Source organism: Agrobacterium sp. 10T429, assembly GCF_056393925.1.
Genome location: NZ_JBFTGV010000001.1, coordinates 126,330 through 141,088, shown reverse-complemented (window position 1 = coordinate 141,088; position 14,759 = coordinate 126,330). Strand labels below are relative to the sequence as shown.

Genomic DNA, 14,759 nt, shown 5'->3' with positions numbered 1-14,759 from the left:
TGCAACCATTTGTTCCTCTGGCCGTTCATGTTTCTCCGCAATTGCGGCGGCGATTTTTCGCGTGTTCGACAGGCTGACCCACCGGAGGACTATTCATGAACCGCTTGATGATGTTGACAGGCGCCGGATTTGCGCTTGCCCTTTCTGTTTCCTTCGCTCAGGCGCAGGTGGTGGTGTCGTCTAAGATCGACACGGAGGGTGGCGTTCTCGGCAACATCATCCTCGCCGTGCTGAACAAGAACAATATCGAGACGACGGATCGCATCCAGCTCGGCGCTACCCCGGTCGTCAGAAAAGCGATCACTGCTGGCGAGATCGACATTTATCCGGAATACACAGGCAACGCCGCCTTCTTCTTCTCCAAGGCGGACGACCCGCTCTGGAAAGATGCCGCCAAGGCTTATCAGGAAGCCAAGACACTCGACTATGACGCCAACAAGATCGTCTGGCTGACACCATCGCCCGCAAACAACACCTGGGCGATTGCGCTGCGCAAGGATGTTGCCGACAAGAACAATCTGAAGACGCTTTCGGATTTCGGCAAATACATTGCCGGTGGCGGTGAGGTGGTTCTTGCCGCCTCCTCGGAATTCGTCAATTCCGCAGCCGCCCTGCCGGCATTTCAGACCACCTACGGCTTTACCATGAAGCCGGATCAGTTGATCACGCTTTCCGGTGGCGACACGGCTGCCACTATCGCTGCCGCCGCAAACCAGACGAACAATGCCAATGCGGCTATGGTCTATGGCACCGATGGTGGCATAGCGCCGTCCGGTCTTGTCGTGCTTGAGGACGACAAGCATGTGCAGCCCGTTTACCAGCCTGCGCCGATCATTCGCGAGGAAGTTCTGAAAAAGAACCCCAATATCGAGACATTGCTGAAACCCGTTTTCGAAAAGCTGGATCTGGCAACCTTGCAGGAGCTGAACGCCCGCGTGCAGGTGGGGGGCGAACAGGCCAAGGCAGTTGCGACCGACTTCCTGACGAAGAACGGTTTCCTCAAGTAATTGCCATAGAACCGTTGGGGCGGGATATCGGAAACCATGTGAGGTTTTCACCATCCCGTCCGAACCTATGATCCGGGGGAGCGGAATTTGACGAAATGGCCTGACAAGGTAGGCGTGCTGATTTCGTGCCTGCTTCTCTACGCGCTTGCCGCGTCCCCCTTCATGACATTCCGAGCTAACCGGATCATTCAGGGTGAAACGCGAACGATCTTCGAAGCGCTTCCGGTTGCTGTTGCTACCCTCCTCGTCGCCATCATTATTGTCGCCGCCTTCATCGCCTTTTTCCGGTTTCCAGCGCACCTGAAACTCGCCGCTGCGCTGGTCGGTCTCGCGGCACTGGCGATCTTCGTCGGGCAGGCGGCGTCTGCGCTGACACCTGAGGGCAACAGTTTTGCCCGCGTTTCGCCCGCCAGCGGTTTCTGGTTGATGTTTGCAGGGCTTGCATTGCTTGCCGCCGATTGCATTGCACGTCTCCAGCCGAAACCCACTTTGCGGATTTTGCTGTTGCTGGTGGCAACCGGGACGCTTGCGGCGGTCCTGACAAGCGGCCTCTGGGACGATCTCTCCATCATCAAGGAATATACCGGCCGGGCAGATATCTTCTGGACCGAAGCACTGCGGCATGTGGAACTTGCCATCGGGTCGCTGGTTGCAGCCACCCTCGCCGGTATCCCGCTCGGCATTCTCTGTTACAAGATCGAGCGTTTGCGCTCCGGTCTACTGAACGCTCTCAATATCGTCCAGACCATTCCCTCCATCGCGCTTTTCGGCCTTTTGATCGCGCCACTCGGATGGATGGCAGCCAATGTGCCGGGTGCGGCGAAGATCGGCATCGCCGGCATCGGCATGGCGCCGGCCTTCGTGGCGCTATTTCTCTATTCGCTGCTGCCCGTTGTCTCCAATACGGTGGTCGGCCTGTCCGGCGTTTCGCAGGCAGTGCGGGAAGCCGCGCGCGGGCTTGGTATGACGCCACCGCAAAGGCTGCTGCGGGTGGAGTTTCCGCTAGCCATGCCCGTCATCCTCACCGGCATCCGTATCGTACTGGTGCAGAATATCGGTCTTGCGACCATCGCAGCTCTGATCGGCGGCGGTGGATTTGGCGTTTTCGTGTTTCAGGGCATAGGGCAGACCGCGATGGACCTCGTACTGCTCGGCACCGTGCCGACCGTTCTGCTCGGCTTCGCCGCCGCGATTACGCTCGACGCCCTCATCGACAGCAATCTCTTCAGCGCAGGCGGAAGGCAAAAGGCATGATCGAGATCGACACCATCACGAAACGATATGGCGATACGGTCGTGGTCGACCAGGTCTCCCTGACTGTGGCGCCGCGCACCGTCACCGTCATCGTCGGCACTTCCGGGTCGGGAAAAACCACGCTGCTGCGCATGATAAACCGGCTAGTGGAGCCGACCTCCGGCACTATCCGCATCGACGGAGACGATGTGAGCACCATGCCCGGCTACAAGCTGCGCCGTCAGATCGGCTATGCCATTCAGGGCCATGGGTTGTTTCCGCATCGCACCGTGGCGGAGAATATCGCGACGGTTCCGCAGCTCATCGGCTGGGACCGCAAGCGCATCGATGCGAAAATCGACGCGCTGATGCAGCTCTTCCAGCTGGATCCGGCGCTTTATGCCAACCGCTTTCCGCATGAGCTTTCAGGCGGCCAGCAACAGCGTGTCGGCGTGGCGCGCGCGCTTGCAGCAGAACCGAACATTCTCCTGATGGACGAACCTTTCGGTGCACTGGACCCGGTTATCCGCGCAAAGGCCCAGAACGATCTTCTCGATATCCAGAAGAAGCTCGGTGTCACCATCGTTCTTGTCACGCATGATATGGACGAGGCCTTTCACCTGGCGGATCGTATTGCCGTTATGGACAAGGGCCGTATCGTTCAGGACTGCCCGCCGGCCGAGCTGGTGCTGAAACCGGCAACAAATTTCGTCCGCACCATGATCGGCGAAAACGAGCGCGCCCTGAAACTTCTATCCGTCCTGTCGGTTGCAGACGTCGTGGAGCCGGGAAGCGCTGAAGGCGAACCTTTGAATGAACATACCAGCCAGCGCGACGCCCTGTCTGCAATGTTGTGGGCGGGCTGCGATACCTTGCCGGTGCTGAAAGACGATGGCAAACCCGCAGGTATCGTACGGCGCGATGTTCTCCTCCAGCGGGCTGCCGGAACCCCATGAAAAATGCCGCTTCGTTTTTCGCCCCCGGGCTTCTGGTGCTGGCGCTGATGGCCTTTCTCGCGGCGCCGCAGGTTTTCGCACCGATATTCCGCCCTCTTGTGCAGACCAATGCGCCGGCGATCTACACGCAGGCCAATCTGCTTTCCCTGACACTGTCGCATCTGACCATTGTCGCAATCGCAACGGGGCTCGCCACGCTGGTGGCGGGAGCCCTTGCGGTTCTCGTCACCCGCCCTTTCGGCGCGGATTTTCTGCCGCTATCGCGCAGCATCGTCAATATCGGCCAGACCTTTCCGCCGGTGGCGGTGCTGGCGCTTGCCGTGCCGATGATCGGTTTTGGCGAGAAACCGACGCTCATTGCGCTGTTTCTCTATGCGCTTCTACCGGTTTTCGAAAATACGCTGACAGGGCTGACCACGCTGCCGCCAACCGTCATGGATGCCGCAAAGGGCGCCGGCATGACCGGCTGGCAAAGACTTGTCAAAGTGGAGCTGCCACTTGCCCTTCCGGCGATCCTCGCAGGCATCAGGCTTTCGGCGGTGATCAGCCTTTCAACAGCAACCATCGGTTCCACGGTCGCGGCCCGCACGCTCGGAGAGGTGATCATCGCCGGTCTGCAATCCAACAATCTCGCCTTCATCCTTCAGGGCGGATTGATCGTCGCTGTGCTGGCAATCCTGATCCACGCCAGCTTTTCTGCACTGGAAAAGGCAGCGGCCCGCAAAACCGGGCACTGACAAATGCAAGCTCCTCATTTTTATGTTCCCGACATCCGCCGCGCATGTTAGGGGCTGACCGTCGAAACAGAAACATTCGAGGTTCGGGTGACAAAGGCAATCGTCGTGATGGGAGTGAGCGGCTCTGGCAAGTCCACGGTCGCAGAAGAACTGGCGGAAAAACTGGGCATTGCCTTTATTGAGGGCGACAAGCTTCACCCGAAATCCAATGTCGACAAAATGTCAGAGGGCATTCCGCTGACCGACGAAGATCGCTGGCCCTGGCTCGATCTGATTGGCGCAGAACTGCGCAAGGGAAACGAAAATAACGGTGTCGTCGTTTCCTGCTCGGCGCTGAAGAAAATCTATCGTGACCGCCTTCGCGAGGCTACCGGTGGCCCGCTCGCTTTCGTCTATCTGGACGGCAGCCTGGAACTTCTCAGCAGGCGTATGGGCGAACGCAAGGGCCACTTCATGCCGCTCTCGCTGCTCCAGACCCAGCTTGCCACGCTGGAAGTGCCGACGGGCGAACCCGGCGTCGTAACCGTCAGCATTGACGCCACGCCGGAGGAAATTACCGCAAACGCACTTTCGGGCCTGAAAGCGGTGATTTTTTAAAATCCGAGCCTGTCGCGCAGGCCGTACCACCATGCACCAAGCACGGTCAGCGGCACGCGGAACGTCTTACCGCCTGGGAACGGATAATTCGGCAGGGAACTCCAGACATCGAAACGCTCGGCGTGGCCTGCAACGGCCTCGCCCAATATCTTGCCGAGCAGATGCGTGGTGGTGACACCGTGGCCGCTGTCGCCATGCGAAAAATATACATTGTCCGACAGTTTGCCCATATGCGGGATGCGCGTCAGCGTCAGCGCGAAATTGCCGCTCCAGGCAAAATCGATCTTCGTTTTTTCCAGTTGCGGGAAAGTCTTCAGCATATTCGGACGGATCACCCCGGTCAGATCCGCCGGATCGCTGCCGCCATAACCGATACCACCGCCATAAAGCAGGCGGTTGTCGGAGGTGCGGCGATAATAATCGAGAATATAATTGGCATCCTCGACGCAATAATTGGCTGGCAGGAGTTGCTCGATCAGATCGGCATCAAGCGGCTCTGTCGCCATGACCTGGCTTGAGACCGGCATCATCCGGTCGCCGATTTCCGGCAGCAGCTTGCCGAGATAGGCATTGCCGCAGACGAGAACATATTTCGCCTTCACGCTGCCCGTCGCCGTGCGCACGACAGGGTTTACGCCCTGCTCCAGCGAAATGACCCTCGAATTTTCGAATATGCGCGCACCGAGACTTTCGGCCGCCGCGGCTTCCCCCTGCACCAGATTGAGCGGATGGATGTGGCCGCCGAAACGGTCGATCATGCCGCCGGCATAACGATCGGTCCGCACGTATTTTCCGACATCGGCTTTGGAGACCATCTCAAGCCCGCCATGGCCATGTTTTTCCCAATGGGCCTTGTGGGCCTCCATCTCGCGAATCTGTTTCGTCGTGAAGGCCGCAAAGAAACCGCCATCGACGAGATCGCAATCGATAGCGTATTTCGAAATGCGGCTGCGGATGATCTCCCCGCCTTCCAGCGACATTTCGCCGAGTTTCACCGCCTTGTCGTGGCCGTAACGACTGGCGATTGTTTCGAGGTCGCGGCTATAGCCATTGACGATCTGGCCGCCATTGCGCCCCGAGGCGCCGAAGCCGACCCGCACGCCTTCCAGCACGATAACGGAATAGCCGCGTTCGGAAAGTTCGAGTGCTGCGGAAATCCCGGTAAACCCGCCACCGATGACGCAGACATCCGCTTCCATTGCGCCTTCAAGCGTTGGCCGCACGGATTTGACATTGGCGGAGGCCGCATACCAGGAGGATGTGTGGCCGGGATTGGGAATAGTCGTCACCTCAGCCATCTCACACCGTCCTGATATAGGCGTCATATTCGACGTCGGTTACACGCAGGGAAAATTCGGAAAGTTCCTGCTGTTTGCAGGCAGAAAACAGCGTGCGATAACGCTGGCCAAGCGTCGCATAGGCGAAACTCGAACGCGTGAAACGCTGCAATGCATAATCCCAGTTGGTGGGCAAAGGTTCGTGATTGATGGCGTGGCTGTCGCCGGAAATCGCGCCGCCCGGCTGGCGTTTTTCCTTCATGCCGGCAAGGGCAGCACTCAGGATCATCGCCACAACAAGATAGGGATTGGTATCGGCACCGGCGACACGATGTTCGATGCGGGTTGCGGCCTTGCTGGCAGTGATAACGCGCACCGCCGCCGAGCGGTTGTCTATGCCCCAGGAGGCATAGGTGGGCGCATGTTCGCTGGGCGTCAGGCGGCGATAGGAATTGGCATGGGGAGCGAAGATCGCCATGCTCTCCCCCATGTTTTCCAGAAGGCCGCCGACGGAATGCATCAGCGCGTCCGATGGGCCATTTTCGCCGGCGTAGATATTCCTGCCGTCACTATCGAGAACAGAAAAATGCACATGCATGCCATTGCCGGCCTGTAACCCGTACGGCTTCGCCATGAAGGTGGCGTCGAGATCGTGCCGCCGCGCCACACCCTTGACGATACGTTTCAGGAAAACAGCGAAATCGGCGGCCCGCAACGCGTCCGGCACATGATTGAGGTTGATTTCATATTGGCCGGGGCCGTTTTCCCGCAGCGTCGTGTCGGCAAGAACACCCTGCGCCCTGCATGCGGTTGCGATATCATGGAAGACATCCTCGAAATCCTGCAATTCGGAAATCGACAGAACCTGTGTCTGGCCCGTGTGCCACCGGCCTTCGCGGCTGTGCGGCGGACGCACCGGATCGAGCGCAGAGCGAACCGGATCGATCAGGTAAAATTCAAGTTCGGTCGCCACGACCGGCGTGAGGCCGGCCTTTTTGTAGGCTTCCAGCACCCTTGCCAGAACATTGCGCGGATCGCCATAAAACCCGGTTCCATCAGGATTTTTCATCGCGAGCAGGACTTGCGCGGTCGGCCGGCCGAGCCATGTCACCCGAGACAGCGTGCCGGGAACAGGAAAGCAGAACCCGTCCGGATCGCCCGTCCCTTCGGCGAGGCCTGCGGCATGCACATCGCGGCCCCAAATATCCAGCGCATAGACCGAGCGTGGGATCGCCATTCCCTTTTCAAGGACATCGATCGCCCTTTCGCGCGGAATCCATTTGCCGCGCGGCACGCCGTTCGCATCTATGACGAAGGCTTCGAGAATTTCGATATCGGGGTTATCGTCGAAAAATTTCTTTGCTTTTTCAATATCATCCATCATGCACCAGCAGGCTGTTTCTCTTCTGTTTCGCGCGCAGAAGCGCTTCGCTAACGAAAATCGTCCTGCTGTTGATAGATGAGAAACCTCGCCGTCATGATGACGCTTGCCCCTTTTCCCTTTTTATAAGCCCATGTTACGTGGCCCGCCGCGGGAAGGCCAGCGGATTCGGCCATCAGAGCGGGATGGCGAAAAGTGTACACGGTTTTCGCCAGAGATGACTTCAGTTCATCAGGATCTAGGGATTGAACCTTTCGGGTCGATAGGCATCGATGGCGATGACCGGCGTTTCTCCCAGCATGGTTTCCGCCAGCACACGGCCAGTGATAGGCCCGAGTGTCAGGCCGTGATGGGCGTGACCGAACGAGAACCACAATGTCCTGTGGCGCGGCGCCTTGCCGATGATCGGCATCATATCCGGTGTGCAGGGACGCGCGCCCATCCAGGGTTCCGCATCCAGCCTGCCGCCCAGAGGAAAGACGGTGCGGGCCACCCGTTCCGCCCGCTCGATCTGCACGGGGGATCTCGGCGCATCGCGTTCGGCAAATTCCGCGCCGGTCGTCAGGCGGATGCCTTTGCGCATTGGCGCGAGGAAATAACCGCGCTCGGCGTCGATCAACCAGTTGTTGAGCTTGGTGCCCTCCTGCGGCGCATAGTGCATGTGATAGCCGCGTTTCACACCGAGCGGAAAGCGGTAACCGAGCCGTTCCGTCACCGTATCCGCCCAGGGGCCTAGTGCGACAACGGCATGTTCAGCTTCCACTGCCCCGGTTTCGGTGCGTAACGTCCAACCACTTTTCGTCTGGCTGAGCGTGGATGCATCACCCCGGACAAAGGTTCCGCCAAGGCTCTCGAACAGTTTGACATAGGCGAGCGTCAGCGCATGTGGATCGCGCACCGACCATGGATCGTTCCATTTCAAACCGCCGACGAAATCCCGGCTGAGATGCGGCTCCGCCGCGGCGAGTTCCGCCCCATCGAGTTTCGTGTGGGAGATGCCGTGGTCGCGCGCCAGACGTTCGGCGAAAGCAAAGTCTGCATCCCGCCTTTCGGCGGTCCTGTAGGCCTCCATCCAACCGTTTTTCACGATTAGATCGCCAGCCTTGGCTTCATCGATCAGGATGCTGTGTTCGGAGACCGAGTGCTCGATCAGCGGCGCGTAGGCGCGGGCAATTGCTGCGTGGCGCGTGGCTGCGGAATTATACCAGTAGCGGCCAAGAAAAGGCGCGATCTTCGGCAGGGCCGAGAGATGATAACGGGCATCGATGCTGTTGTTCAGGGAATAGCGGAGAAGCCGGCTAACTTCCTGCGGGAAGGCGTAGGGAACGACACCCTCTCTCTGGATCAGTCCGGCATTGCCGAAGGAGGTTTCCTCACCCGGTCCCCGCCGGTCCACCAGCACCACCGATTTGCCCCTGCGGGCCAGTTGCAAAGCGACGGAGACCCCGATGATCCCCGCCCCCAAAACGATCACATCCGCTGCCATGGCATTCAATCCGTTTGCGTATCTCGTCCCCTCAACATGGGTCTGCATTTTGCGCAAAGCAACAGAAAAATCATCGTCTTAATAGAAACAGCAATGCGCCTGCTACTGGCTCACCGCTTTAGTTTCGACTGCCTCGATATTGAAAGCAGCAGCCAGCAGGGCCTTGGTATATTCCTGTTGCGGATCGGCGAATATCTCCGCTGCCGGGCCGCTCTCCACCACCTTGCCGTTGCGCATGACGATTACGTCGTTGGCAAGCGCTTTAACTACCTTCAGGTCATGACTGATGAAGAGATAGGCGAGTTCGTGGCGGGCCTGAAGATCGCGCAAGAGATCGACCACCTGTGCCTGCACGCTCATGTCGAGCGCCGATGTGGGCTCGTCCAACATGACGAAGCGAGGTTTCAACACCATGGCGCGGGCAATGGCGATACGCTGACGCTGACCACCGGAAAATTCATGCGGATAGCGCCAGCGCGTCGCCGGGTCGAGCCCGACTTCTTCCAGCGCCTGGGCGACACGGGTATCCCGCTCATCGGCGGAAAGCTGTCGCTCGTGCACCTTCAGACCCTCGGCAACGATTTCGCCCACCGACATGCGTGGGCTGAGCGAACCGTAAGGATCCTGAAACACCACCTGAAGCCGATTTCTGAGCGGCTTCATCATTTCATAGGAATAGCTGTCGATCGACTGACCGATAAAACTGATACGCCCCTCAGACGCTATAAGACGCGATAGGGCGAGACCGAGTGTCGTTTTGCCGGAGCCGGATTCGCCCACGACGCCAACCGTCTGTCCTGCGCGCAGGGTAATATCGATACCGTCAACCGCCTTCACGTGGTCGACCACCTTGCGCATCAGCCCCGCCTTGATCGGGAACCAGACTTTTATGTCGTCGCCCTGCATGACGACAGGTTTGCTGGCATCGGAAAGCGGCGGCTCGCCCTTGGGTTCGGCAGCCAGAAGATGGCGGGTATAGGCATGCTGCGGATCGGTAAACACCTGCTCCACCGTGCCGGTCTCGACGATCTTTCCCTTGGTCATCACGCAGACACGATCGGCAAACTTACGGACAATGCCGAGATCGTGGGTGATGAACAGCATGGACATGCCGTGCCGGTTTTTGAGGTCGCTCAGCAGTTCAAGGATCTGCGCCTGAACGGTTACATCGAGTGCGGTCGTGGGTTCATCTGCGATCAGCAGTTTCGGCCGGTTGGCAAGCGCCATGGCGATCATCACGCGCTGCCGCTGGCCGCCGGACAATTCATGCGGATAGGCCTTCAGGCGCTTTTCCGGCTCGCGGATACCCACCTGCAATAACAGTTCCAGCGTGCGCGCCCGCGCTTCAGCGCCGGTGATTGCCTGATGCAGCTCCAGAATCTCGCCGATCTGCCGCTCGATGGTGTGGAGCGGGTTGAGCGAGGTCATCGGCTCCTGGAAAATCATGGTGATGTCGTTGCCGCGAACAGCGCGCAACGCGCGTTCCGGCAGGGTCAGCATATCCTTGCCGTCGAACAGGATTTTGCCCGAAGGATGGCTCGCCGCCGGATAGGGCAGCAATTTGAGAATGGAGTTCGCCGTGACCGATTTTCCGGAGCCGGATTCCCCTACCAGGGCGACAACTTCGCCCGGCATCAGGTCGAAGGAAACATGATCTACGGCGATGCTGGTCGCTCCACCCTGATGAAAGGCAACGGAGAGATCACGGACGGAGAGAAGCGGCTGGGTCTTTGTTTCCATCATGGCGATCACCGGAACGTCTTGCGTGGGTCGAAGGCGTCTCGCACCGCCTCACCGACGAAGATCAGCAGCGACAGCATGATGGACATGGTGAAGAAGGCCGTGAGGCCAAGCCAGGGCGCCTGAAGATTGTTCTTGCCCTGCGCGATCATCTCGCCCAGCGACGGCGATCCCGGCGGCATGCCGAAGCCGAGGAAATCGAGCGAGGTCAAAGTGGTGATCGAGCCGGAGAGGATGAACGGCAGGAAGGTCAGTGTTGCCACCATGGCGTTTGGCAGAAGATGCCGGAACATGATTGTCCAGTTGCCGACGCCAAGGGCGCGGGCGGCGCGGACATATTCGAAGTTTCTGGCACGCAGGAATTCCGCCCGCACGATGCCGACGAAGCCGACCCATGAAAACAGCAGCATGATGCCAAGCAGCACGAAGAAACCCGGCGGCAGAATGGCTGCGATGATCAGCAGGATGTAAAGCACTGGCATGGATGACCAGATTTCAATGAAACGCTGCAACAGCAGGTCCGTCCAGCCGCCGAAATAACCCTGGATGGCGCCGGCAGTCACCCCAACGAGGGCGGAAGCGATCGTCAGCGTCAGGCCGAAAAGCACGGAAATACGGAAGCCATAGATCATCCGCGCCGTGACGTCGCGCGCTTGATTGTCGGTTCCGAGCCAATTGAGATTGCCGAGCGTACAGCCGGGATCGGCATTGCCCTGCGGATAGGCCGAGCAGCGGTCCTTTTCATCCATCAGCCAGAAGGGTGCCGTGGGGGCGGAATGCGGAATGTTGGAATTGACCGTCTGATAGGAATAGCGGATCGGCGGCCAGATCATCCAGCCATTGGCGTTGATCTCGTCCTGAATGAAGGAGGATTTGTAGTCAGTCTGGGCAAGGAACCCGCCAAACTTTTCCTCCGGATAATCGACCATGACCGGCACCAGAAATTCGCCCTTGTAAGAAGCGAAAATGGGTTTGTCATTGGCGATGAATTCCGCAATCAGGCTCAGGAAAAACAGGATCAGGAACAGCCAGAAGGACCAGTAACCACGCCGGTTTGCCTTGAAATTCTGCCAGCGGCGCTTGGTGGTTGGTGAAAACCACGGGCGCTTCGGCTTTACCAATGTTTCCGTTGCGGCGGTATGGGCAAGCGTCATCACACGTCCCTCCGCTCGAAATCGATTCGCGGATCGATCCATGTGTAGATAAGGTCGGATAGGAGGCTGACCACGAGGCCCATCAGCGAAAAGATGAAGAGCGTGCCGAACACGATCGGGTAGTCGCGATTGACGACCGAGAGATAGCCGAGGCGGCCTAGGCCATCCAGCGAGAAGATATTCTCGATCAGCAGCGAACCGGTGAAGAATGCCGAGATGAAGGCGCCCGGAAAACCGGCGATCACGATCAGCATAGCATTGCGGAAGACGTGGCCATAAAGAACTTTGCGTTCGCTGAGCCCCTTGGCGCGGGCCGTCACGACATATTGCTTCTTGATCTCGTCGATGAAGGAATTCTTCGTCAGAAGCGTCGTCGTCGCGAAAGCCGAAAGCGATAGCGCGATCAGCGGCAGGGTCAGGTGCCAGAAATAGTCGATGATCTTCTGCCACCAGTTCAGCTGGTCAAAATTGTCCGATACCAGACCGCGCAGCGGGAACCAGTCGAAGAACGATCCGCCGGCGAAAAGCACGATGAGAAGAATGCCGAACAGGAAGCTTGGAACGGCATAACCGATGATGATGATGCCTGATGTCCAGATATCAAAGGTCGAGCCGTCGGAAACGGCTTTCTTGATGCCGAGTGGAATGGAGATCATGTAGGAGATGATCAGGATCCAGAAGCCGAGCGACATCGAGACCGGCAGCTTGTCGATGATGAGATCGATGACCGAGGAATTGCGGAAGAAGCTGTCGCCGAAATCGAAGCGTATGTAATTCCACATCATTTCGAGAAAACGGGTGAGCGGCGGCTTGTCGAAACCGAACTGTTTCTCAAGCTTGGCGATCAGCTCCGGATCAAGGCCCTGCGCACCGCGATATTTCGAGCCGCTTTCATCGAAACCGCCGGACTGGCCCATAAGATCGCCGCCGCCGGAGAGGCGGTCGGAGGCGCTGTCGCCCTGCCCAGTCAGTTGCGCGACGACCTGTTCCACCGGCCCGCCCGGCGCGAACTGGATGACAAGAAACGAAATGCCCATAATGCCGATAATGGTCGGGATCATCAGCGCCAGACGTCTGAGAATATAGGCGCCCATCAGCCTTTGCTCCCGGCTGATACGTCAGCGGTTTTCGTTTCTGTCAAACCCGGTCCTTTCCTGAAAGCGCTGCCTTGCGCGATCCAAGCGATTCGTCTCGCCCTATGTGAATCAAGCCTTCGGCGCGAAAGCAAGCGGGGCGTCAGTTCGCGGCCTGGCTGGACCACCATGCTTCCGGAAAACCGATGCCATATTGCGGCAGGTTTTCCGGACGGATGAGCGTGTTCCAGTAAGCGACGAACATCTCGCCGCGATAAAATTGCGGTATGACGTAGCTGTTTGCCAGAAGCACCCGGTCAAGCGCCCGCGCGGCGGCCACCTGCTCATCCCGGTTGGGCGCAAATATGACCTTCCTGACCAAAGCGTCGACGGCAGGGTTCTTGATGCCGGCGAGATTGTTGGAACCCTGCCGGTCGGCCGCCGCCGAACCCCAGAAATCCGCCTGTTCGTTTCCGGGATTTGCCGACGTCGCCCAGAGCTTGACCGCAACGTCGAAATCGAAGCTGCGGGTACGGTTGGTATATTGCGAGGCATCGACGGTGCGGATGGTCGCATTGACGCCGATCTTCTTCAGGTTCTGGACATAGGGCAGGATGGTTCTTTCCATGCCGGAGGAATCGATCAGAAACTCCATATCCAGCGGCTGCCCGCTCGCCGCGTTGACCATGCGGTTGCCGCGAAGCTCATAACCGGCCTCCTTCATCAGCTTTACCGCCTCGCGCAGATTGTCACGCTGTTTGGCGGGTTCACCCGCGACGGGATTGCTATATTCGGTGGTGAAGACCTCCGGCGGCACCTGATCCTTCAACTCCTGAAGAATTTCGAGTTCACGACCGGTCGGCAGGCCGGAAGAGGCGAGCTCGCTGCCCATGAAAAAGCTGTTGATGCGCTGAAACTGACCGTAAGCCAGCGTCCTGTTCAGCTCTTCGAAGTCGAAAGCATAGTTGAGCGCCTTGCGCAGTTTCGGGTTCTGGAACTTCTCCCGCCGCATGTTCGGCACGAAGGCCTGCATGATGCCGACGGCGCGATAGATGTTCGGCAATTCCTCCTTTGTGACGCGGCCTTCCTTGACGGCCGGAAAATCATAACCAGTGACCCAGCGGCTGGAAGAAGCTTCCTGCCGGAAATCGACTGTGCCTGATTTGAAAGCCTGGAACTCGACGTCCTGATCGGCAAAGAAGGTATAGGTGATTGTTTTGAAATTGTGCTGGCCGACATTCACATTGATGTCCTTGCCCCAATAGTCGTCACGTCGCTCATAGGTCATCGTCGATCCGGGAGACAGCGACGCTATTTTATACGGGCCAGACCCCATCACCGGCTCCAGCGTGCCACGCGATATGTCGCGCGGCTTGCCATCAGGACCAACGCCCTCCCACCAGTGTTTGGGAACAATCAGCAACTGCCCAACGATCTGCGGCAATTCGCGATTGTTCTTTTCATCGAAGGTAAAGGTGATGTCCCTTTCACCCGTCACCTCTGCCTTGGTGACATGGGTGTAATAGGTCGCAAGCTGCGGGCTGAGATCTTTGGCTTTTTCAAAACTGAAGACGACATCTTCCGGCGTCACCGGCTTGCCGTCGGCCCATTTCGCTTCTGCGCGCAGCCGGAAGGTGGCTTTGGAGATATCGTCGGGATAGCTCACGCCCTCTGCCAGGAGACCGTAGGAGGCCGAGAGTTCCTCTTCAGTCGATTTCATCAGAGTGTCGAAAACCAGTGAAAGACCTGTAGCCGCCTCACCCTTGGCGAGCAGCGGATTGAGCGTGTCGAAGGTTCCCGACGTCGACAGGCGTAGCGTGCCGCCTTTCGGCGCCTTGGTGTTCACATAGTCAAAATGATCAAAACCATCGGGATGTTTCAATTCACCGACCGTCGAGATTCCCTTTCGCCAGACATCCGCAGACTGTGCGGAGGCGGCCGCCGGCATCAGCATGGCGGAGGCCGCAAGAGCGACGAGGAGCCGGGATTTCAGCGGTGCCAATTTCATTCGGGACGTTCCCTGTTTTCGTGTTTGTTGAAGAGAGCATAAAACAAACATTGGCAAAAAACAGATGCTCCGGCTCACAAGCTCTTTATTGAGGCCTTTATTCGCATGCC

At 58.4% G+C, this 14,759-nt stretch carries 12 protein-coding genes; 5 read left to right on the top strand and 7 right to left on the bottom strand.

Translation table 11 applies throughout. The features are described from left to right. Window positions 1-95 precede the first annotated feature (95 nt). From osmF to AC1DCP_RS00635, 5 genes are all read left to right on the top strand, one after another. Complete coding sequence (gene osmF / locus AC1DCP_RS00655; protein WP_013635286.1) at window positions 96-1,007, top strand: glycine betaine ABC transporter substrate-binding protein OsmF; 912 nt, start codon at window positions 96-98, stop codon at window positions 1,005-1,007. Window positions 1,008-1,094: 87 nt separating this feature from the next. Continuing rightward, window positions 1,095-2,261 carry an ABC transporter permease gene (locus AC1DCP_RS00650; protein ID WP_013635285.1) on the top strand — a complete coding sequence of 389 codons (1,167 nt, stop codon included), beginning with the start codon at window positions 1,095-1,097 and terminating at the stop codon, window positions 2,259-2,261. Beyond that, window positions 2,258-3,196, top strand: coding sequence for an ABC transporter ATP-binding protein (locus AC1DCP_RS00645; protein ID WP_003514521.1), 939 nt, complete (start codon window positions 2,258-2,260; stop codon window positions 3,194-3,196). Before AC1DCP_RS00650 ends, AC1DCP_RS00645 begins: the two co-directional genes overlap by 4 nt. Continuing rightward, window positions 3,193-3,933 (top strand): ABC transporter permease, encoded by a 741-nt coding sequence (locus AC1DCP_RS00640; RefSeq protein WP_003514520.1) that lies wholly within the window; start codon window positions 3,193-3,195, stop codon window positions 3,931-3,933. The genes AC1DCP_RS00645 and AC1DCP_RS00640 overlap by 4 nt, the downstream gene beginning before the upstream one ends. A 108-nt stretch (window positions 3,934-4,041) precedes the next feature. Beyond that, entirely contained in the window at window positions 4,042-4,530 is a 489-nt protein-coding gene (locus tag AC1DCP_RS00635) for a gluconokinase (RefSeq protein ID WP_003514519.1), read from the top strand. Here AC1DCP_RS00635 and AC1DCP_RS00630 read toward each other — a convergent pair. The 7 genes from AC1DCP_RS00630 to AC1DCP_RS00600 form a co-directional block, all read right to left on the bottom strand. Next, the gene (locus tag AC1DCP_RS00630; protein WP_003514518.1) at window positions 4,527-5,828 is read right to left on the bottom strand and encodes an NAD(P)/FAD-dependent oxidoreductase; all 1,302 of its coding nucleotides are present in this window, start codon (window positions 5,826-5,828) and stop codon (window positions 4,527-4,529) included. The two genes, AC1DCP_RS00635 and AC1DCP_RS00630, sit on opposite strands and share 4 nt — an antisense overlap. A gap of 1 nt (window position 5,829) precedes the next feature. Beyond that, window positions 5,830-7,191, bottom strand: a complete 1,362-nt coding sequence (locus tag AC1DCP_RS00625; RefSeq protein WP_003514517.1) for a glutamine synthetase family protein — start codon at window positions 7,189-7,191, stop codon at window positions 5,830-5,832. 235 nt (window positions 7,192-7,426) lie between these two features. Next, the gene (locus AC1DCP_RS00620) at window positions 7,427-8,674 is read right to left on the bottom strand and encodes an NAD(P)/FAD-dependent oxidoreductase (protein ID WP_065688427.1); all 1,248 of its coding nucleotides are present in this window, start codon (window positions 8,672-8,674) and stop codon (window positions 7,427-7,429) included. A gap of 102 nt (window positions 8,675-8,776) precedes the next feature. Then, window positions 8,777-10,417 (bottom strand): ABC transporter ATP-binding protein, encoded by a 1,641-nt coding sequence (locus tag AC1DCP_RS00615; protein ID WP_034501848.1) that lies wholly within the window; start codon window positions 10,415-10,417, stop codon window positions 8,777-8,779. A 5-nt stretch (window positions 10,418-10,422) separates the two neighbouring features. After that, window positions 10,423-11,568, bottom strand: coding sequence for an ABC transporter permease (locus AC1DCP_RS00610; RefSeq protein ID WP_003514514.1), 1,146 nt, complete (start codon window positions 11,566-11,568; stop codon window positions 10,423-10,425). Beyond that, window positions 11,568-12,662 carry a microcin C ABC transporter permease YejB gene (locus tag AC1DCP_RS00605; protein WP_003514512.1) on the bottom strand — a complete coding sequence of 365 codons (1,095 nt, stop codon included), beginning with the start codon at window positions 12,660-12,662 and terminating at the stop codon, window positions 11,568-11,570. The genes AC1DCP_RS00610 and AC1DCP_RS00605 overlap by 1 nt, the downstream gene beginning before the upstream one ends. A 142-nt stretch (window positions 12,663-12,804) precedes the next feature. After that, window positions 12,805-14,649, bottom strand: coding sequence for an extracellular solute-binding protein (locus AC1DCP_RS00600; RefSeq protein ID WP_065688428.1), 1,845 nt, complete (start codon window positions 14,647-14,649; stop codon window positions 12,805-12,807). Between the last annotated feature and the right edge of the window lie 110 nt (window positions 14,650-14,759).

Coding starts and splice junctions, on each gene's coding strand:
- osmF (WP_013635286.1), top strand. CDS start 96: ATGAACCGCTTGATGATGTTGACAGGCGCCGGATTTGCGCTTGCCCTT.
- AC1DCP_RS00645 (WP_003514521.1), top strand. CDS start 2,258: ATGATCGAGATCGACACCATCACGAAACGATATGGCGATACGGTCGTG.
- AC1DCP_RS00640 (WP_003514520.1), top strand. CDS start 3,193: ATGAAAAATGCCGCTTCGTTTTTCGCCCCCGGGCTTCTGGTGCTGGCG.
- AC1DCP_RS00635 (WP_003514519.1), top strand. CDS start 4,042: ATGGGAGTGAGCGGCTCTGGCAAGTCCACGGTCGCAGAAGAACTGGCG.
- AC1DCP_RS00630 (WP_003514518.1), bottom strand. CDS start 5,828: ATGGCTGAGGTGACGACTATTCCCAATCCCGGCCACACATCCTCCTGG.
- AC1DCP_RS00625 (WP_003514517.1), bottom strand. CDS start 7,191: ATGATGGATGATATTGAAAAAGCAAAGAAATTTTTCGACGATAACCCC.
- AC1DCP_RS00620 (WP_065688427.1), bottom strand. CDS start 8,674: ATGGCAGCGGATGTGATCGTTTTGGGGGCGGGGATCATCGGGGTCTCC.
- AC1DCP_RS00615 (WP_034501848.1), bottom strand. CDS start 10,417: ATGATGGAAACAAAGACCCAGCCGCTTCTCTCCGTCCGTGATCTCTCC.
- AC1DCP_RS00610 (WP_003514514.1), bottom strand. CDS start 11,568: ATGACGCTTGCCCATACCGCCGCAACGGAAACATTGGTAAAGCCGAAG.
- AC1DCP_RS00605 (WP_003514512.1), bottom strand. CDS start 12,662: ATGGGCGCCTATATTCTCAGACGTCTGGCGCTGATGATCCCGACCATT.
- AC1DCP_RS00600 (WP_065688428.1), bottom strand. CDS start 14,649: ATGAAATTGGCACCGCTGAAATCCCGGCTCCTCGTCGCTCTTGCGGCC.